The following is a 16,693-nucleotide window of genomic DNA, read 5'->3' on the forward strand; positions in this document are numbered from 1 at the left end:
ACGCCAGATAATAAATTTGATGCACATAGATCCGATAAGTGTGCATTGCGTAGTAATAACAATCCAAGCCCTAAACGAGAATGGTAATCATGAAAATAGTAAGTAAGCTCACCTTTTTAGGTATCATCCTTTTCTTTTCTATAAATGCCTATGCTGGTCAATTAGATAGTAGCGGGCTACTTGATATTTTATTAGATAAGTTTCAACAAGTAGCCAGTACATGGACAACAGTAATTGCTGACTATGCAAATTGGCTCTTCTGGGGGCTGGTATTAATAAGTATGGTTTGGACATTTGGTATGATGGCGATGCAAGGGGAAGGGTTGACAGGCGTACTTGCTGAAATAGTTCGCTTTTTTGCCGTCGTTGGTTTTTTTTATTATCTTTTAATCAACGGCCCATCCATATCGCAATCCATAATTAATTCAATGAGACAACTTGCAGCAAACGCGTTAGGAATAAGTACTGGTATTTCTCCATCAAGCATAGTTGATATGGCGTTTGCGATATTAACAAAGGTCAGTTCAGCCGCATCAATTTGGTCGCCAATGATATCCACCATTATGATAACAGTCGCGATAATCGTTTTGGTAGTGATGTCCCTTATAGCGATAAATATGCTAATCATGTTGGTTTCTGCATGGGTGTTATGCTATGCCGGAGTTATATTACTTGGGTTTGGTGGTTCGAAATGGACCTCTGATATAGCAATTAATTACTTACGAACTGTTTTATCGATTGGCATTCAATTATTCACGATGACATTAATTATTGGGGTTGGACAATCATTTATAGATCAATATTTTTCTCTTATTAAAGATGATGTTCCTGATCTTAATAGTCTTATCGTTTTGCTTCTGGCGTCAATTATCCTGTTAGTATTAACGAATAAGCTACCACTGTTGTTATCAGGTGTTGTAGGAGGGGCTTCTTTACAAGGGATTGGTGGATTTGGGGCGGGTATGATTACCGGCGCAGCCACTACTGCCATCAGCGGTGCTGGAGCAATGGCAATGGGGGCATCAGCTCAAGCCAGCGGTGGAGCCTCTGCATTAAAGGCAGCGTTCGAGTCTGCGCAAGCTGCCATGGCCGAAGAATCTGGTTCAGGCGGTGGAGGCGGTTCCGGTGGCGGATTTGGCGGCGGGGAAGATACCGGTTCCGTAGATACTTCTGGCGGCCAACCCTCAGGCGATTCCGGTGGTTCGTCTGCTGGGAGCTGTTCAGGTAGCGCCAGAGGAGGAAGTCAGGGGTTTGCTTCATTCTCACGAGCTGGCCGCATGGCAAGCCATATGGGAAGCAGTATGGCTAACGGAACTGCTGAATACCAGACAATGAAGCGAAGTAGCGATGCTTCTCGTGTCCAACGGACAATTGGAGGGGAGTTGGCGACTCAGATACGTAAACAAACAGCTACTCGTCGGGATAACCTCGACCATGATGATTTTGCCGGAGATAGCTTATCCGGCAATAATAATTCTTGAATCAAGCGCATCAGTTTACGGGGGAGCGCGAGCTGACGCTTCCACTGAGCGAACTTTACTTCTGCAACTCAAAGGAAAAACTATGTCCAAGACTTCCGATTCACGGTTACGCAATGAGGGCTTTCGTAAAGCAGAGGCTTCCCTGAGACTTGAAGGAAGGGACCCCAGTGGTACGCCACTGTACGAGTCCATTAAGGCACGTATTATTTCAGGTGAGCTGACGTATGAGCAGGGGCGTTCAGAGATTCTTGCATACTACACAAAAGCAGATACTGACGGGCCTGTGACAGTGGGAGAGATGCTGGTAGAGGAATTTTTAAAACCGCTGAACATGTCTCATGATGAACTGGCGGAAGCTATGGGTATTTGCAAACAGGATGTTGACGATATTATCTGCGGTTTGCGTCGTGTTACGGATGATGAGGCTCGCGTTCTTGCTACCATATTTGGTACCGATGTGGATTTTTGGAGCAACCTGCAGGAAATGCAATACAATCAAGAGAAATGATGTAAGGTATCGAGTCGCAATTACCTTAAACCTCAACTTTTCAGAAGCAGATTTTACTTTTTCTAGTGTTTTTTCTGAACGCCACCTAGATCGAGACAAAACCGCTGGTCTGCAAATAATCTTCAAGCATTTTAGTGACGAAGCTGCTTTTTTTAAAAAATGTATCGATTAGTCTCTAGGGTAGGGCACGATCCATATGCCCCCTGTCGCGATGACTCAATCCGCGGCGACTAAAGCTTCCTTAGCCAAGCGTTGCATGTTCAATGAGCGGGTGTTCAGACCGGCCTTGGCGAACCGGTAGCGCATATAAGCGGAGATATCACTCTCGTGCGAGGAAACGATCAACTGGCGATTGCTGAACTCACAGCGAAGAAGGTCAGTCAAAGAGGCGATATTCACCTCATCAAGCGACTGGGACGGGTCATCGATCAGAATCAGTGGTACGTTTGAGTAAACCCGATTCAGGGAAAGAAAAAAACCTAGACTGAGCGCAGATACTTGGCCGGAGCTCATTGATAGAATCGCATCATACTCGGATTTTTCGGCTGTAAGGAACCTGAGTTCTTTGCCATCCTTGCTTTCAATGAACAGACCTAAACCACGCTGATAGTTTTGGATAAGCCGTCCGCTATATATATGGAAAATCAGTTCAATTTCAGCAATTGTTTGTTCTGAGTAGTTGCGTTCTGTTTTCTCAAGAGTAGCCTTTAGGTTATTGACTTTTTCTTTAGCTATCTGTGCTGCTTTAGTTTCATTCTTAATGATCTCTAGCTCATTAAGGCATTGTCTGAGCCTTTTGCTTTGTGCCTCGTTTGCTTTAGCTGAGATATACAGTTCTTTGTCTTTCAACAACTGAGGTTCAACAATATAGAAGTCCTGCAGCTCTTTAAAGACAGCCATGATGACCTTTCTCCAATCTTGGGGCAAAGGTTCTGTCTCAGCTGTTTTCTGGCTTCTGATGAAAGCTGTAAGAGACTGAATTCTCGTGTCCACCTCCTCCTCATTTTCGGAGAACGAATAGTTTAGTTCTACACCTAAAGTTTGAAAGTTGGAGACGAGTTGGTTAATAGTAGGCAACCGAGCTTTATCGCGGAGCAGTGCGTTGTGTAAGACGCTGTTGTAGTTCACGGATAGCTGCGCTTTCAGACTCTTAAGTTGAGCATCAATTATGGCCAGCTCTGTAGCCATTATTCCTATAAGAGTTAACAGAGTCTGGCCATCAGCGTTTAATGCGTCATTGATTTGCTTTGATCGGTATTCAATCTTTTGCAGCATAGTGTCATGGGATTGCCAGTCTGCACCACACAGCGGACAATCCTGAGCGTCAGGAAAGAGTTTAGTATGCTCAGTAACTAGTTCTGCTTTTAAACGATTCAACTCGGTTGCAGCGTTGGTATTAGAGTTGCTCTTTTCTTGAAGTGAGTCACGGATAACTATTTGCTCAATAAACCATTCCAAACGCCCTTGGGCCCATCCACTAAGACTCCTGGCCTCATCGGCATTAATGACTGTTGCACCACGTTTTATAATTCCTTCACGTTTGAGCAGTTCATTCAATTCTTTTTTAATGGCTTCAAGTCCATCCAGCTTGTTTAAATCATTGCCAAAACGTGCTAAGCTTTTTATTGAATCCTTGTTAAGTTCAATAAAATTTTCAATCGATTCATTTTTATCTCTTATCTGTATTGCACTCTTTAGCAGAGCCAGCCTTTGAAGACTGTGGATATTTTCAATGTATTCTCTTTGGATTTCTGTAGAGTAGGTGGGGAAGGGATTCTCTTTGTCCCACCCTGGTTGCAGCACTGAGGTGGAGATTTTTTTGTATCCAATTGATCCCAAATCAGCTTGAATCATTTTCTTAAGTGAACTGGCCTCTATTTCTAACCTTGATAAATCTGCAGCACGCTTAGGATCGCCGATGAACTTTGTAAGCCGCAAGGCGATAGTTTTGCAGTTATCAGTCTCTGCCTTTATGTCACTAATATTAAAGAGATTGTTCAATGCCTCTTTACGTTTGTCTACTCGCGTATGCAGGAGCTGATTTTGGCCCTGCTCCAAATAATTTAAAAATGAAAAGTTCTCTTTGAAGTTTTTTCCGAAGAGTGTCTCAATGAAGTTTTCGTCGCGGATATTTTCTGCTACATAGCTGTTTGAGGTGAACTCTGGGAGCTCGTAAAGAGTAAAGTGGGTAAATTGGTCCGCTCTATTATTTGACTTCTCGTTAAAGTTTGAGGCGGGAGTATGTCTTGCTAGAGTAAGCCTCCTCGAACCATTAATAAACTCGATTTTGATTGCAAGGTCATTATTGCCTGAGCGATTATTCCAAAGAAGATTATCTTCATAATTCGTTCGTTTTCCTATCATTAAGGTTGAAAATAGATGGCAGATTCGTTTTATTCTGCCAGTTAACAATAGCTCAATAGCATCGAATATGCTAGTTTTGCCAAATCCATTGGGTCCATCCAGGGTCAAAAGTGATGCTCCCCCGAAATCCAGATGGATTTTTTTGAAAGCTTTAAAACTTGAAATCTCAATTTTGGATATTTGCCAGTTCATCGCTAATCAGTTCCTTGATCAAATCTTCTGCATTTAATTGGCCGTGTTTTTGTATCGTCTTATACGTCTTAGTAAGGTCGGCTTCAGCCACAGCTTCCTCAATTTGCAAACGAAGTGGAACTAGTTCCACTTTATTAATATTAAGTTCCAAAAAAGGCAACTTAATGAATATTTTGGCAACTGCGCTATATTTAGTTGCTGATGTAGGTTCTTTTTTGTAGGCATCGAAGTGCTTTTTATCTGAAATTAATTCATTTAGGTTGGTGAAATTTAATTCTTTTATGGCTTCAACTTCTGTGTCGCTATAGTAAAGAACATATTTTTTGTAGAAGTGCGGATCTTCTTCGATTTCAAAAATCTGTTCTTCATAGTTTTTGAATTCGGCCAACTTATCGAGATGATGGATACATATTAAATCGCAATTCTTTTTAAATGCTGGATCAGATATAAATGCCACAGGTGCGGACTGGTTGATGGTTGCATTAAGATCACCTGGCTTCATTAGATTATCTAACCTGTGCAAGACTGCAAATCGTATCGCTGTACCATTCTCTCGAACATAGAAGCTTGTTGTATCATTCTCATGTACTTTGAGGAAATTGTGTGCATCTAGGGCTTGATGTATGAGGTTAATAATCATTTAAGTCGGGCCTCTGCGTCTTCTTTTGTTAAAATACTAATGCATAAACTTTTAGTAATGTTGCTATCGATGCGATCTTGATCATCGATGCAAGTTATATCGGAGCAATTAGTATAATTAGTATCAATTGTGAAACTCTCATTAGCCTTGGCTGCAATAAGATTATTGAATTCGAATAAAAGCCTGCCTAGATCGTCGTTGTTTTTTATTTCTGCGATAATATCAGAAGTACAGTATTTTTTATCTGTTGGTTCCAGCAAATATAATGCCGTTGGTGCGTAAAATTTATTGTTGCTGTCTAAATAATGTGGTAGTCGTTTTAAAATTGGATCGACTTTAAAGGTGTGTACGAGATCCGTATATCGGCGTATATCTGAGTTCTGAATGCGTGAAAACTTCTCTGAGGGTTTCATAAGTTGGCAGAGTGTCTTGAAATCGCCGCCCTCAGATTTTCTTATAAGCGTATAGATACGCCTGGCTCTTTCGTAGGCCGCGTCCGACATCTCCGAGAGTGATTCTGCGAGCCTTTCTTCTAGGTGACTATAGAGGCGCGTCTTTAACTCGATCGCGTAATAGTCCTTTCTTTCATATGGACTAGCGTCCGTAATGTCTGCAAGCATACTTGCGGCAGATACTCTGTATTCATAAGCTGCTTTACGCTGAGCGTCACCATCATTTTGTATTTTTGTGTGAATAGCTAGCGCGTGAGAGCTGATTTTATCTGATAGTAGACAATAATTTGCATCTATAAGGCTCTCATCATAAACGATTGCCTGGCGGGTATAGATTTCTTTAATAATATCTTTGGTTAGATCTTCTATCTTATCTAGTTCACAGTGGCGATTTTCACCGTATTGATAGAATTCAACTCGTTCGTGATTAGCATCAATGTAATCACTATGATCGTTAATCGGTTGAGATATATGAAAATATCTTTTTATCCCTGCGATTCTATCAAGTTTTATTGTTGCCGATTTTTCTAAGGCTTCCTTATAATTACTGCGGTAATCACCAATTTTTGCTTTAACCTGATGTGCGCTTATTAAATTATTATCTTTGTAAATCGCGAAATCATCTGTACTGTCAAGCTGTAGCTGGAAATCACTATCTCCTTGATTAATTAGCTTAAGACAATGATAAAGCGCTACCTTGCCTTGGTAGACAAATCCACTCCAAGTGGATATGGCGCTATGGGGGTATTTGCTTGCTTCCTCGTCGCTCATACTGGCTACTTTCACCACAGAATCATGAAGTTTTTGAGTGAAGGGATGATATCATAGAGCCATCATGTTTTTTAGTCAGGTACGCGAACAGGTAGATGACCTCGATCACATAAAACCACATCTAAAATAGGTACATTACTTAAAAATATCTGTTCTAATGGTGTAAGATGCCGAAGATAGTATGCTGTGACATATTGAATTTTGCCGCCTGAAAAGAGTTGTAATGAGTGAATTGTCGAGGTGAACACTGAGTTTCTCAACAAATGATAACTGTCTAGTGTATCTGGCATCAAGATTATGGTTGCTTTCTAATATAATCTTTTCATTGTATCGAAGTCTGTTCTTCAGCTGGCGTATTTTAATCTGTTCAAATGTCATTGGTGAATCTATGGAGGATTTTATTTCTCGATCTTCTTATCGTGGATATTCCGACACCTATAGCTATAGCAGCGACGGCAACGGTGAATACTGACCGAGATCAATTTTAGCAGCTTGGAGGATAAATTCGCTGCTAAAATTGCGTCTGTTACGTCTGCTTATTATGTCACCTGTTTTTGACTATGAGACAATGATATCGCTTCTAAGTAGGTGACCAAATTCAGTGTGCTACTACTGTTATTCGTCAGACCCAAAAAGTGCAAACCGACGTTGGTTTAAACACCGCAATAATCACATCTGATGGAAGCCGCCGGTCAGCTTTATGTCGTCGTCACTGTTAAGCAGATGATAGCAAGATCTGCTCTTAGATAATGCGAAAAGTGTTTGGATAAGAGCGCACAGCATGCATTATTCATTTTCTGACAGCGGGAGCTATATTGGAGTGAACAGAGTGAGATTGAACCTTGCCTACCATGGTCGGAACACGACCTTCGACGTGCCTGAGGCCTCTAAGTTCGATGGTGGCGCCTATGCTGCGGACATTAAGGTCCTTGAAGCCCTGCCTGTGTGGACCGGTACTCCGAACGGCCTATCACTCTGGCAGAACCAGAAGGAGGCAATAGCTCTCGGTGCCGCCTACGTCCGCGTTTCGCAACAAACGGGTGAACCCGAAGGCGCCCTTGTCAAGATGCCGACGGGGAGCGGGAAATCGGGGGTCATCGCCGTGCTGACTCGATGCCTCCCCAAGGTTCGACGTGCGCTGGTACTAACGCCAAGGGAAGGCCTTGTTCAGCAAATGCACGCCGATATCCGGCGCAGGTTTTGGGCGAACATGGGATGCGCAGAGCCGGGCAACAAGGTCTGGTCGGACTCTGGCGTCGAACCTGCGGCGATCGAAATTCTGCTGCCGAACAGGGCTCGAACCGAACAGATTTGCAACATGGTGGAAGCTAGCGACCGAACCGTTCTTGTAGGCACCCTCCAAGCTCTCGACAAGATCCGGACAGAGCGAGACAAGTTGAGGCGTCAGGCTGCTGGCGTTCCGCTAAATGAAGCAAAGTTGGCGGAACTCACACGGCTGGACCGCATCCTTGATCTGTTGGGCACGTTCGATCTCGTCGTCGTGGACGAGGGGCACTACGAGCCGGCACCGTCGTGGAGCCGGAGCGTCAGAGAACTTGCGCTGCCAACTATCCTGCTTAGCGCTACCCCCTTCCGCAACGACTATAAACTTTTCACCGTACGCGGCTCGTTCGCCTACAACTTCTCGTTTCTGAAGGCGGCCGACGCCAAAATCGTGAGGGACGTGTGCTTCGCCACGCTAGACTCGCAGAACGGTAGCGCGACGGCCATCAACTGCTTTAACGAGGATATCGACCAGGCGTTAGCCGACGGCGACGCATCGGCCATCAAGACCTTTGCTGACCAGCTGCTCGAACTCGCACCCTTGCTTACTAAGGACCGCCCGGCCGGTTCAAAAATCATCGTGCGGGCCGCATCATGGAGCGCGCTCGCGACGTTGCAGCCCCTCCTTGCGGGGAGCAAACAGACAGACGCGGTGCTGATCCATGACCAAGTGGGCAAGGGTGATAACCGTAAATTGCATCCGCTTCGCTTCGTCACGGTAAGGGAGGCGCAGAACAAGGCCGGAGAAGCGACCTTCTGGCTGCACCAAACAAAATTGCTTGAAGGCATCGACGATCCGATGTTCGTCGCTGTCGCTATTTTGGATGGTTTCACGAACGACCGCCAGCTCGTGCAACAGATCGGTCGGGTGTTGCGCTCGACCGATGCGAAGCGCCAGCAAATCCAGACGGCGACGGTGGTTGCACGCAACGCCGAGCAGCTCGCAAGGCTCAAGACCAGCTGGGCACAATACCTGGCCTTCGAAGACGCAGGGGAGGAGAATCTTGCCAGCATCATTCCCGGCGAGGCTTATCTGCCCGAGAGGATCGTCCCGGCGATGCCGGATCAACAGTATGTTGATGGGAGCTTCCGCCAGAGACTTCCTGTAACGGGTCCGTTGCACCGTGATGATCTTCTGGTCCCCCGCCGCGCAGCGATTTTCGCCATCGGTCCGGACTTCGACGCGACTCTTGCGGAAACTGAGACCCGCGAGGGCATCGTCGCCCGCAATCGCTTCGTGGTCCACCCCGTGGACGATTTGCCGGAAGGAGTCTGGGGCTGGACCTTCTTCTCCGTCGACGAAAGCCCCTACCTCAGTCGCCATTTTGTTACAGAATGGCAGTTTGGGGTCACGCTAATGGTGCGGATCAACGACCGACTGTTCGTGTTCGACACCGACGGTGTGCCGTTCGATGCCAACAAGATCGGCGTCACGCGTCTGGACAGGCAGATCCTCGTCCGGCTCTTCGGTCCGAGCAGCAACGACCGTAAGGTCCGCATCACCAAGCTGGCTGCCACATCGCTCGAAATGGCGGACCGCGCGATCCGGGCGACGACGACCAGCACCGCATCTTTCGAGGATACGTTTACGGACTTGCTGGATGCGGTGCTCCTTCCTACCAACGTCGCGGGATACGTTGGAGGCACCGCACGCTACTTAGGCCTTAGCCGTTCCAAGGTCACTGACGCGAGTGTCCGCCGCGTTGGCGTCGATGAGTACGTGAGGTGGGCCACCGATATCGACCGCGAGCTCACCGCCGCGACGGCGGGCAACCGAGTGTTCGATCGTTTCGCGCAGCTCACAACACCGGACCCAGAAAAGGCGAAGAACCCCCGGAATATACTGCTCGATCTGCAGCCGCTTGACGACTTTGGAGCGTTCATCGCCGACCGTGAGGGTCAGCCGTCGACGCCGAAGGCGCCGTCCTTGATCGACCTCTGCGCCGACATCGACGACGGCCAATTCCAGGTTACGATGAGTGATGGCAGCAAGCTGGGCTGCTCGATCACTTACAACCCCAAGTCCGGCCGCTACGCAATCTCAAGCGACGAACTCAACGCCATTTTCCAGCAAGGCTTCTCGGCTTCGGGTATGGTCATGACGTTAACCGAGAGAATCAACGCCGAGCAGGCGTTTCGCGTCCTCACCGACGAGGCCGATAAGGTTTACATGCATGGCAAATGGGCCAAGGCGCGGGAGATCGTGTCGGACAGACGTGTCCCGGCACTCGATGTTGCTGTTGCCGTACCGGCGCTGAGAGACACGTTCGTGGAGAAAGGAGAAGCAGCATGGGCGAACGGCAACGTCAGCAAGTGGCAAAAGGAGTCAATTTTCGGACTGACTGCCAAATACATCGGCCTAACCGGCCCGGCACCCGACGACTACGCCAAGGCGCTGCGGGAGTTCCCTCTTATCCTCCTTGACGACGACGGCCAGGAGATGGCCGACTTCATTCTGGTCTCAGACAGCAAGGTGGTGCTGCTTCACGCAAAAGCTCTGGGGAAGGACGACGGTGACGAAAGCGCCTCCGTGACGGCCATCCAGGAGGTTGGACGCCAGGTGGCTGCATCGCTAGGGTTCTTCCTGACCTCGTCGCCCCAAATCGAGAACGATCGGTGGCAGCGCGCATACACCGCGAACAAGACCACTATCCCAGCGCCAGCGTCGGGAAGTATCCGCATCTTCCGCAACACTGGAGGGGTCGCTCCCGCTGACGTTGCTGATACGGTACGCGCGGCGTTGCGTGATCGCCGTATTGCCAAGGAGGTCTGGCTCGTCGCAGGCCGGTTGCTAAACATTGAGACTGCGCGCAAACGTGCGTTGGCGAACACTTTGACCAACCGGACGCGGCAACTTCTCATGTACATCGACGGCCTGTCGACGACGTGCGGCCGCGCGAACGCCAGGCTGAGGATCTTTGCGCACTAGGGTTATCGAGCGTCCGCGACTTGCCAGACCTGCCGTTCAACCAGTCGCGGGGGAACGGCGCCTTCGGTCCAGGCCCGGCCATGCTTACAACCTCTCTCTGTGGTTTCGGTGAATCATTGTTGAACGGCAAAAGGGAGCACCTCCGGGCCTTTAGTTCTAAGCATGGCATCAATCATGGTATTGTTTGTATCTTCCTTAATAATTTACTGATAAATATATAATTTATATGTCTATTAATAATGGAGTGGGAATAAGGTTTCTCTCAATTATTTGATTTTATTGTAAAAAATAAAAGTTGATGGTGATGGTTACTACGTCTTTCATGGCGTACATCGCACCTATGTAAGAGAGCTGCATCGATACCATGTTCCGGATAAGGAATGCCGACATGGTATCGAGAACGCTCGGCAGCCCAGATGTCAGCAGTATCAGCAGTAACTGTTTGCCAGTCTCCACTATGGTGTTGGTATGGCTGACTCATCACCATCGGCCTCGCCACTGTTACCCGCAAGCACGGTGTTGTCGGCGCCTGATTGTCCCCCCTTTCTGTACCATTGTGTGAAGTTTCCTGGCAGCGGTTGAAAAGGGGTACAGTCCCCCAACTATCAGAAGGCTTAGGCCCTTAACTGCTTGTGCCTCAACGGCATCACATTCCCCATTCCCATGAGCGCCCCGGATCAAATGCTTATCCGCCCGAGTGGTCGTTGCCACCGTGCGCGGCCATGAACATGGCGACGGCCGACCGGCAATAGGATTCGATTTCGTTGTCGTCCTCTGCTCTCGCCGGATCGAAGCGCACGATCATCAGGAGATCGGATCCTTTGAAAAGTGCGGCAAACAGGCGGGCAGACCCGAGAGGATCGGGCACGTTCAGAAGCGCCTTCGCGTGCAACTGGCGCAACAGGGCCTCGATTTGGGCGATGACATGGGCGGGGCCGGCTTCGTAATGCAGCTTGCTTAACGAATTTTGAGTCGTCTTGTCGGCCATGACCATAGCTTCGACACTGCGGACGTCAGATCTCAACAGCGTGCGAAGCAGGGATGATCCCACCGCCATCAGTTGATCTTCGACCGAACCCTGGACGCCTTCAAGAAGGGTCTGTGGCGCAAACAACTGATGGCAGCCGGCCGCGATGGCAGCGCTGAACAGCGCCTCCTTGTTCTCGAAATGCCGATAGATGCTCAGCTTGGATATCTTCGCCCGCTGGGCGACCTTGTCCATTGTCGTCGCTTGAAAACCCAGTTCCACAAAGAGTTCGTTTGCGGCGTCGACTATCGTTTGGCCAAGTGCTTCGTTGGTGGGGCGGCCGCGTCGCCCCTGTTTTTTTTCGTTCACGTTTATTCCGGTACTTGACAGTATCTTAAATTAAAATATAGGATACCTCATAGTATCTTAATTGTGCAAGCGTGTCGGTAGCTGTCTGCGCCCTCATCGGGTTCCAGGGCGTGACACGTGCTCCTTCCCGGGCTTCAATCAAACGCGGATAAACGAGGTTCTATGAAACGACGATCCCTATTGAAATTGGCCGCGCTTTCCTCCGCCGGCCTCGCCCACGAAAATTCGACCGCTAAGTCAGCATCAACCATCGACAAACCCGGAGCCCATCATCATGAATGACGTCATCATCATCGGCGGCAGCTTTGCCGGCCTCGCCGCCGCCCTGCAACTCGGCCGCGCTCGCCGCAACGTCATCGTTCTCGATACCGGCCGGCAGCGCAACCGCTTCGCCGGCCACTCACATGGCCTGCTTGGCCACGATCACAAGCCACCGCTGGACATCCTGGCCGAGGCGCGGCAGCAGCTGACGCGCTATCCCACAATCAGGCTGGTCAATGCCCGGGCGGAGAGCCTGTCTGGCGCCATCGACGATTTCTGCGTCGTCACGGACGATAACGAATGCCTAAGGGCACGTCGCCTGATCCTGAGCTATGGCGTCGTTGATCAGATGCCTGACGTCCCGGGATTTGCCGAAAGCTGGGGCACGTCCATTGTGCCGTGCCCCTACTGCGACGGCTTTGAAGTCGCCGGCAAGCATTGGGGCCTCGTCTGGTCCGGCCCGCAGTCGCACAACTATGTCCGGCTGTACCACGATTGGACCGACACGTTGACGGTCTTCGCCGATGGCCGCGACATTGCGCCCGAAATCCGCGCCGATCTGGCGCGTCGCAACATACCTGTCGTTGATGGCCGGATCACGGAAATCGCTCGTGGCGAGGGCCAGAATGCCACCGTCAAGCTCGGTACCGAATCCAGTGTCGCAGTCGATATCTTGTTCGCGCATCCGCGCAACAAGCCGTCTGCAAGCCTGCATGAATCACTGGGACTCGCCACGGTCGACACCCCGCTCGGCATTGCCATCAAGGTCGACGAGCGCCGCGAAACCAGCACGCCCGGCATCTACGCCGCCGGTGATCTTGCCAACCCAGCGATGGCCTCGGTCACCACGGCAATATCGCAGGGCGCGACGGCGGGTATTTCCGCTCAGCAGTCGATGCTGCTTTGAAAGCGCAGATTCCCTTCTGTTAAGAGCGAATCAGAACCAGGAGATCTCATGACAGAGCAAAATGCTTATCAGGTCGCCGACTGGAATGGCCAAAGCGGGGAGCGTTGGGTTGCCAACCAGGCCCGGCTCGACGCCATGGTGGCGGTGTTCGGCCAGGCCGCGATCGAAGCCGCCGCGCCTGCGAAGGGCGAGCGCGTGCTGGACGTCGGCTGCGGCGCGGGCGCGTCAAGTTTGGCACTGGCCGCCTGCGTTGGTGCGGGGGGCCAAGTGCTGGGCGTGGACATATCCGAACCGCTGATCGACCGAGCGCGCGCGCTTGCGCCGCAGGATACGCCGGCCCGGTTCCAGGTGGCCGACGCCAGTAGCGCTGAACTGCCCGAGGGCGCGTTCGACATCCTGTTCTCGCGTTTCGGGGTGATGTTCTTCGACGATCCGACAGGGGCGTTCGCCCACTTGCGACGCGTGCTGCGGCCGGGCGGGCGGGTCGCTTTCGTTTGCTGGCGCAGCGTTGCCGAGAACGATTGGGTGCGCCTGCCGATGGGAGCGCTCAAGGGCATCGTCCCGCTGACCGCGCTGCCCGATCCCGAAGCGCCCGGCCCATTCTCGTTCGGCGACCCTGGGCGGGTGGAGCGCATCCTGACGGCAGCCGGCTTTACCGATATCGCTATCGCGCCCTTCGATGCTTCCGTCCCGTTCGGCAAGGGCGGGACGCGGGGCGCGGCGATCGACGACGCGGTGAAAATGACGCTCGAGGTCGGCCCGCTGTCGCGTGCGCTCGCTGATCAGCCCGACGACATCCGCGCCCACGCTTCGGCCGCGGTTCGTGCCGCCTTCGCGGGCCTCCCCGGCGAGCGGTCGGTGATGATCGGTGGCGCGGCGTGGATCGTCATGGCACGCAATCCGGCCAGCTGACAGGGATTAACAGGGAAGACGCGCCCCGTTCGGTGGAGTGGGGCGTCTTTGGCCGGGTAGATTGATGTCCCAATAACTAAACTCGCGTAATTGCGTTTTTTTTTGTTTTTGTGTCTGGTAATGATGAGTAAGTTTTGGCATCGCTTGTTGCGATAGAAGAAAGTTTTAGCTGCTAAAGTTTTTGTGAGTGCTTACCTTTGATTGTGCTGCCTCATATCTGAACTGGCATTCTTGTTGCCCGTGAAAAATTGGGTTTGGATGTCAGCTATGTGCCAGAAGCGGAAGTTATTAACATTGTGCTCTGTGTCAATCTACGGGAGCAGTTCAAAGTGTAGTTTTGATGCGAATGGATATGTTAGATTATGCAAAACTCACCATGAGCTACTGGGTACAACAACCACTGGGAAGATAGTGATGATGGCTGGAGTTCCCAACTCATAGTCAGTAATTGTAGTCGCCCACAAGTGGACTTTGCCTTTGCTGTTACGCAGCTCCGGTCCTTAAATTAGGCGTCAAATACCCAAGGAAGCTCGTGGATATTCTAAATAATAGAGAGATTGCAATTGCGTTATGGCTTCTAGCAATTTCGGTTTACATTTTTTCTTCATCAAAAATGGCAGCAGTTAGAAATGCCTTCAAAGGCGTCCTAGCGGCTTTATTTGTTAGACAAATAATGCGTGTGCTTTGTTTGATGGTTGCTTACATGGCAATTGTCATTTACTGGCTTTCTGCATTAGAACTATGGAATTTTGAACAGCTAAAAAATACTGTTTTTTGGTGCGTTTCTGTTGGTTTTATGTCTCTATTTAAGCTTGATGAAATTAAAAAAGATAAGCTTTTTTTTAAGCGCTTAGTTTTAGATAACTTGAAACTACTAGCGATTCTTCAATTTGTCGTTGGCGTATATACTTTCTCCCTTTGGGTCGAGATTCTGCTATTCCCTGTTTTAGCATTATTGGGAGCTATGCTAGCTATTGCTGAAACCGACAAAAAACATCATCAGGTTAAGACCATTCTAGAATATTGCCTTACTTCATTTGGGGTAGTCTTAATTGTTTACACTTTGTACATGTTAATGACTAATTTCGGTGAGTTTGGGAAAGAAAAAACTGCATATGACTTCTTTATTCCTCCATTATTGACTCTTTTTTACTTACCATTCGTTTTCTTTATGTTGGTTTATTCAACATATGAGCAGGTATTTGTTCGCCTTAGGCTTTCAATAAAGAGTCGGTTCCATAGATATGCGGCTGTACTCTTTGCATTTATATTGTTTAATGTTCGGCTCAGCTTGCTAGAGCGATGGTCATTTCAAGTCGCCAAAAAAAACATAGAATCATACTCGGATCTAATTGATACCTTTAAGTATATATTGAAAGCGAGATATTCTGAGAGAAACCCAAAGGAAGTGCCAAAAGGGCAAGGTTGGAGCCCTTATAAAGCTAAAGAATTTCTCGTAAATGAAGGGTTGAGTACTGGATTTTACAATAGATCTTTCGAAGAAGAATGGCTTGCATCATCCCCTATGGGAGAATTTAGCGATGGTATTATCCCGGACAATATCGCTTATTATGTTGAAGGCTCTGAAGACGTTGCAAAAGTACTGAAGCTTAAAGTGAACGTGAATGATTCTTCCAGAACCCATCAGGCATGTGAAAAGTTAGAGGCTGTTGCAGAAGCTTTGAGTATGTCAAGCTTAAGCTTGCCTTTATCTGAAGAGATGAAAAGTGCTATTTTAGGTTGTAATTCACATTCTGAGAGAGTTGAGGATAAAACAATCACATTGATTGTTGAGCACTGGCCAAATCATAAGTTTAATGGGTTTGATCTCAAGCTACTGATATCAAGCATTTAACATAGTGCTGCTGTCGGACAAATTTTCCTCAAAGCGCGGCGTTAACGCCCGCTCCTCGCTCATAGCGGTTGTCGAAGCCGCTGGTTGTATGAGTAGAAGAGCGCTTACCGTCAGTGATTATGATCCCTTAGGAAGACTGTCAGCACATCTTTCGGAGGAATACCTCCACATTCTGAAATTAACCAGCCAACGGCTCCTCGATGGTAGGTTCCATGAAAAAGCATGTGATTCAGCATATCCACGGCTGTCATCTCTCCGTTACCTCCATCGACAAAATTGAACTTAATGGTTTCTCCGAGATCAGCTGAATTTATTGAATTAACATACTGGATATACCAGTCCGTACCGTCGGTCATTTTAACTTCAAGTTCATCTACAGACGGTGTTTCTGGGGTATTTAGAGCCGTGTAACCGTGCTTCTGACCAGAAATATTGGCTCTGAAAATCATGTCTACTACATGAATATGATTCATCAGTCTTAGCATCAGGTGACGCTTTTCTGCATAAGTGGATTCGTTGATAATTTTAATTGTTTTTAGAGTTTCGGAGTCCATCCAACGCTTGTACTTCAGCAGTGTGACTATTGTGCTCTTATCCATAATTATCTCCAGATTTGTCTGTACCGATAGCATATCAATAACGCATTTCTCTTGGCAGAGTTTTATTTTTTATAAGGCCACCGTTTAAACAGGGCGCGTTCGTTCCTCACTCAACGCCGCCAAAGAACACCGTTACTGGCAGTTTGGTGGCAAAAGTGGGCATCAGAACAGGTCCACCCAGTGTTTTTTGTTCAAGATGGCT

11 protein-coding genes are annotated in these 16,693 nt (G+C 48.7%); 6 read left to right on the forward strand and 5 right to left on the reverse strand.

Annotation, left to right across the window (positions count from 1 at the left end; genetic code table 11):
- Positions 1 to 89 precede the first annotated feature (89 nt).
- Together trbL and JK621_RS22240 are read left to right on the forward strand one after the other, a co-directional pair.
- Positions 90 to 1,481 carry a P-type conjugative transfer protein TrbL gene (gene trbL, locus JK621_RS22235; RefSeq protein ID WP_179151217.1) on the forward strand — a complete coding sequence of 464 codons (1,392 nt, stop codon included), beginning with the start codon at positions 90 to 92 and terminating at the stop codon, positions 1,479 to 1,481.
- Between the two features lie 82 nt (positions 1,482 to 1,563).
- Entirely contained in the window at positions 1,564 to 1,989 is a 426-nt protein-coding gene (locus JK621_RS22240; protein ID WP_129258713.1) for a HigA family addiction module antitoxin, read from the forward strand.
- 216 nt (positions 1,990 to 2,205) lie between these two features.
- Here the strand turns inward: JK621_RS22240 and JK621_RS22245 are convergent, their stop codons facing one another.
- From JK621_RS22245 to JK621_RS22255, 3 genes are read right to left on the reverse strand one after another with little or no spacing between them, the layout of a single operon-like run.
- Positions 2,206 to 4,545 carry an AAA family ATPase gene (locus JK621_RS22245; RefSeq protein WP_129258715.1) on the reverse strand — a complete coding sequence of 780 codons (2,340 nt, stop codon included), beginning with the start codon at positions 4,543 to 4,545 and terminating at the stop codon, positions 2,206 to 2,208.
- Positions 4,520 to 5,185: an ABC-three component system middle component 1 gene (locus tag JK621_RS22250; protein ID WP_129258716.1), complete on the reverse strand. Its 666-nt coding sequence runs from the start codon at positions 5,183 to 5,185 to the stop codon at positions 4,520 to 4,522. Before JK621_RS22250 ends, JK621_RS22245 begins: the two co-directional genes overlap by 26 nt.
- On the reverse strand, positions 5,182 to 6,408 hold the full coding sequence (locus JK621_RS22255) for an ABC-three component system protein (RefSeq protein WP_089633370.1): 1,227 nt from the start codon (positions 6,406 to 6,408) through the stop codon (positions 5,182 to 5,184). Before JK621_RS22255 ends, JK621_RS22250 begins: the two co-directional genes overlap by 4 nt.
- Before the next feature lie 835 nt (positions 6,409 to 7,243).
- Between JK621_RS22255 and JK621_RS22260 the strand changes: the two genes are divergently transcribed.
- Positions 7,244 to 10,621, forward strand: a complete 3,378-nt coding sequence (locus JK621_RS22260) for a DEAD/DEAH box helicase (RefSeq protein ID WP_212557675.1) — start codon at positions 7,244 to 7,246, stop codon at positions 10,619 to 10,621.
- Positions 10,622 to 11,306: 685 nt separating this feature from the next.
- Here the strand turns inward: JK621_RS22260 and JK621_RS22265 are convergent.
- Positions 11,307 to 11,957: a TetR/AcrR family transcriptional regulator gene (locus tag JK621_RS22265; protein WP_212557676.1), complete on the reverse strand. Its 651-nt coding sequence runs from the start codon at positions 11,955 to 11,957 to the stop codon at positions 11,307 to 11,309.
- A gap of 274 nt (positions 11,958 to 12,231) precedes the next feature.
- Here JK621_RS22265 and JK621_RS22270 point away from each other — a divergent pair, with 274 nt between their 5' ends.
- From JK621_RS22270 to JK621_RS22280, 3 genes are all read left to right on the forward strand, one after another.
- On the forward strand, positions 12,232 to 13,125 hold the full coding sequence (locus tag JK621_RS22270; RefSeq protein WP_212557677.1) for an NAD(P)/FAD-dependent oxidoreductase: 894 nt from the start codon (positions 12,232 to 12,234) through the stop codon (positions 13,123 to 13,125).
- Between the two features lie 48 nt (positions 13,126 to 13,173).
- A complete protein-coding gene (locus JK621_RS22275) occupies positions 13,174 to 14,037 on the forward strand; it encodes a class I SAM-dependent methyltransferase (RefSeq protein ID WP_212557678.1) in 864 nt (287 codons plus the stop codon).
- Between the two features lie 532 nt (positions 14,038 to 14,569).
- A complete protein-coding gene (locus JK621_RS22280) occupies positions 14,570 to 15,892 on the forward strand; it encodes a hypothetical protein (RefSeq protein ID WP_212557679.1) in 1,323 nt (440 codons plus the stop codon).
- Positions 15,893 to 16,002: 110 nt separating this feature from the next.
- Here the strand turns inward: JK621_RS22280 and JK621_RS22285 are convergent, their stop codons facing one another.
- Positions 16,003 to 16,491, reverse strand: coding sequence for a DinB family protein (locus tag JK621_RS22285; RefSeq protein WP_212557680.1), 489 nt, complete (start codon positions 16,489 to 16,491; stop codon positions 16,003 to 16,005).
- Positions 16,492 to 16,693: the final 202 nt, after the last annotated feature.

Origin of the sequence: Serratia plymuthica (assembly GCF_018336935.1) — a bacterium.
In the GTDB taxonomy this organism is placed as follows: domain Bacteria; phylum Pseudomonadota; class Gammaproteobacteria; order Enterobacterales; family Enterobacteriaceae; genus Serratia; species Serratia plymuthica_B.